The organism is Delftia sp. ZNC0008 (assembly GCF_000799035.1).
Lineage (GTDB): Bacteria > Pseudomonadota > Gammaproteobacteria > Burkholderiales > Burkholderiaceae_C > Comamonas > Comamonas tsuruhatensis.
In genome coordinates this window covers 1-2,683 of the sequence record NZ_JTKZ01000051.1, presented here as the reverse complement: position 1 = coordinate 2,683, position 2,683 = coordinate 1, and the positions used below count along the sequence as shown (strand labels likewise).

2 protein-coding genes and 1 pseudogene are annotated in these 2,683 nt (G+C 70.4%); all 3 read left to right on the top strand.

The features are described from left to right. Positions 1-535, top strand: a 535-nt coding sequence (locus tag L995_RS01500; RefSeq protein ID WP_047468464.1) for an SDR family NAD(P)-dependent oxidoreductase, incomplete at its 5' end; no start/stop codon positions are given. Between the two features lie 75 nt (positions 536-610). Next, positions 611-1,927: a fumarylacetoacetase gene (fahA, locus tag L995_RS01495; RefSeq protein ID WP_047468462.1), complete on the top strand. Its 1,317-nt coding sequence runs from the start codon at positions 611-613 to the stop codon at positions 1,925-1,927. A gap of 98 nt (positions 1,928-2,025) precedes the next feature. Then, positions 2,026-2,683 (top strand): annotated as a pseudogene (locus L995_RS01490) (DUF2628 domain-containing protein); the annotation flags it as partial.

The following is a 2,683-nucleotide window of genomic DNA, read 5'->3' as shown; positions in this document are numbered from 1 at the left end:
CATCGACATCCTGGTCAACAACGCAGGCATGCAGCATGTGAGCCCGCTGCTCGAATTCCCGGCCGGCAAGTGGGACGAGCTGCTGGCCGTCAACCTGTCGGCCCCCTTCCACGCCATCCAGGCATGCGCGCCGCAGATGCTGGAGCGCGGCTGGGGCCGCATCATCAATATCGCCTCGGTCAGCGGGCTGGTGGGCGTGGCGCGCAAGCCGGCCTATGTGTCCAGCAAGCACGGGCTGATCGGGCTGACCAAGTCGGTGGCGCTGGAGTTCGCGACCACGCCCGTGACCTGCAACGCCATCTGCCCGGGCTGGGTGCTGACGCCGCTGGTGCAACGGCAGATCGATGCGCTGGCCGCGCGCGAGGGGCTGGATGCCGACGCGGCGGCCCGCCAGCTGCTGGGCGCCAAGCAGCCCTCCCAGGCCTTCGTGACCGTGGAGCAGGTGGCGGCGCTGGCCGGTTTCCTGGCCAGCGAGCAGGCCGCCCAGGTGCGCGGCGCACACTGGAACATGGACGGCGGCTTTGCCGCCGCCTGACCCCGCCACGCCTCGCCCTGCCCCGCCAAACCCCTTTTCATACCAACGACAGACAAACCCAACCAGGAGAGACAGATGTCCTTGAACGAAACCCATGACGCAGGCCTGCGCAGCTGGGTGGCCTCGGCCAACACCGGCGCCAGCGACTTCCCCATCCAGAACCTGCCCTACGCGGTGTTCCGCCGCGCAGGCAGCCAGGAGGCCTGGCGCGGCGGCGTGGCCATCGGCGACCAGGTGCTGGACCTGGCGCGCGCAAGCGCCCTCAAGGCGCTGGGCGATGCCGTGCAGCCGCAGCTGGAGGCCGCTTCGCAGCAGCGCCTGAACGGCTTCATGGCCATGGGGCCGGCCGCCTGGTCGGCCCTGCGCCTGGCGCTGTCGCGCGCGCTGCGCGCAGGTGCTGCCGCGCAGGACGCCCTCAAGGATTGCCTGCTACCCCAGGCCGAGGTGGAGTACGCCGTGCCGGCCCAGGTCGGCGACTACACGGACTTCTATACCTCGGTGCACCACGCCACCAACGTCGGCAAGCTGTTCCGCCCGGACAACCCGCTGATGGAGAACTACAAGTGGGTGCCGATTGGCTACCACGGCCGCGCCTCCAGCCTGCGCGTGTCGGGCGTGGACTTCCGCCGCCCCATGGGCCAGCTGAAGGCGCCCGACGCCGCCGCGCCCGCACTCAAGCCCTGCGCACGCCTGGACTACGAGCTGGAGATGGGCATCTACACCGGCGCCGGCAACGCCTGGGGCGAGGCGATTTCCATGGACGAGGCCGAACACCACATCTTCGGCCTGTGCCTGCTCAACGACTGGTCGGCGCGCGACATCCAGGCCTGGGAATACCAGCCGCTGGGCCCCTTCCTGTCGAAGAACTTCGCCACCACGGTCTCGCCCTGGATCGTGACGCTGGAGGCGCTGGAGCCCTATCGCACGGCGTTCACGCGGCCCGCCGCAGATCCCCAGCCCCTGCCCTACCTCAGCTCGCCCGCCAATTCCGAGCGCGGCGCGTTCGACGTGCAGCTGAGCGTGGCGCTGGAGACCGGCCGCATGCGCGCCGAAGGCCAGGCCGCCCAGCAGATCACCCACACCAGCTACCGCCACGCCTACTGGACCATGGCCCAGTTGGTGGCCCACCACAGCGTCAACGGCTGCGACCTGCAGCCCGGTGACCTGCTGGGCACGGGCACGCTGTCCGGCCCCACCTCCAGCGAGGCCGGCGCTCTGCTGGAGCTGACCGAAGGCGGCAAGAAGCCCGTGGCGCTGGCCAATGGCGAGAGCCGCACCTTCCTGCAGGATGGCGATGCCGTGATCCTGCGCGGCTGGTGCGAGAAGCCGGGCGCCGCGCGCATCGGCTTCGGCGAGTGCCGCGCCACGGTGCTGCCCGCGCGCCAGGGCTGACAGCAGCCTCCAATCGATCGGGCGCGATGGATTCGCCCGATCGATAGCCACGAATGTCGTGATTCCGACAGCCACGAGTGCATGACACAATTGCTGACATGCCCGCCCCATCGGAAGAAGCCCTCTCAGCACCTCCCGCCACCATCGACTTCGGAAGGCAGGCGGCCCCTGCACGGCAGGAGCCCGCCTTTGCCGAGCCCGGCACCGCCAAGAGCCCCAGCAAGCTGCCGCCCTCGATCGCCAGCGCCTTCGCCGCCGCAGCCTATGCGCTGCAGCACGGCGATGACAGCCCGGCCGCCGACGAAAGGGCGGCCCCCGGCGCAAGTTCCGGCACGAATTCCGGCACGACCAGCTTCACCGGTGGCCAGGGCGCAGGCCTGATGCCCGGCCTGTACGCCAGCCTGATTGGCGAGCCCTCGCGCGACTACTACCTGCGCCTGTTCGAGCGCTTCGACGCGCTGGGCAAGCCCCTGCCCACCTGGAACCTGGCCGCAGGCCTGTTCACCCTGCCCTGGTGCGGGCTGCGCGGGCTGTGGCAAGAGGGCGGCCTCTACGCGCTGGCCGCCGGCGGCACGGGCCTGGTCTGGGGCCTGCTGCTGCGCCCCGCGCTGGGCCTGCCCCCGGCCATTGCCCACGGCATCGATGCCACGCTGGTGCTGATGGCGATTGCCATTCCCGGCCTGGGCGCCAATGCCCTGTACTGGCACCATGTGCGCCGCCACACGCTGCAAGCCATTGGCGAGGCCCCCAACATGG

Excerpts from the sequence above, each read along its gene's own strand:
- fahA (WP_047468462.1), top strand. The coding sequence starts at position 611 with ATGTCCTTGAACGAAACCCATGACGCAGGCCTGCGCAGCTGGGTGGCC.